The following is a 559-nucleotide window of genomic DNA, read 5'->3' as shown; positions in this document are numbered from 1 at the left end:
CTTTATTACCACAGCACAGTTCATCAATGAAATATATGCTGGTGGAATGTCCATAGGTTTTTGCTGGAGTCTTTTTGTTGCAGACTCTAGACCATCTGCGTGCATTGTACACAAACCACCGTGACCTGTTGCCATAGCTTGGAACATCACATAGGCTTCAGAACCTCTAATTTCTCCAACTATGATATAGTCAGGTCTGTGTCTTACTCCTGCTTTTATCAAGTCATACATACCTATTTCTCCTTCTCCGCTTAGACCAAATCCACTTCTTGAGACTAATGTAAACCAGTTTTCATGATTTATGTTAATTTCAGCAACATCTTCAACTGAGAAAATNATCAGGATGGACAAGACCTGTAATTGCATTCAGTATGGTTGTCTTTCCACTTCCAGTGGAACCGATTATTATAAAAGACATTTTTGATTCCACCAACATCCAAAGATATGCTGCAATTGACATGTTTATTGTACCAAATTTTATCAGATCAATTACAGTATACGGATCTTCTTTGAACTTTCTTATCGTAAAGCTTGTTCCTTTTGGAGTTACCTCTTTTTG

Annotated in this window: 2 protein-coding genes; both read right to left on the bottom strand. The window is 37.3% G+C overall.

Features of this window, described 5'->3' with window-relative positions; genetic code table 11:
- On the bottom strand, window positions 1-303 hold a 303-nt coding region (locus tag DYY66_RS13445; protein ID WP_309223939.1), incomplete at its 3' end, for an ATPase, T2SS/T4P/T4SS family.
- 34 nt (window positions 304-337) lie between these two features.
- Window positions 338-559 (bottom strand): ATPase, T2SS/T4P/T4SS family (locus tag DYY66_RS13440; RefSeq protein WP_255495928.1); only part of this gene is annotated, 222 nt, incomplete at both ends.

Origin of the sequence: Candidatus Nitrosotalea sp. FS (assembly GCF_011319475.1) — an archaeon.
Classification (GTDB): domain Archaea; phylum Thermoproteota; class Nitrososphaeria; order Nitrososphaerales; family Nitrosopumilaceae; genus Nitrosotalea.
The sequence above is the reverse complement of the archived record's forward strand: the minus strand, read 5'-3'. Positions and strand labels throughout refer to the sequence as shown.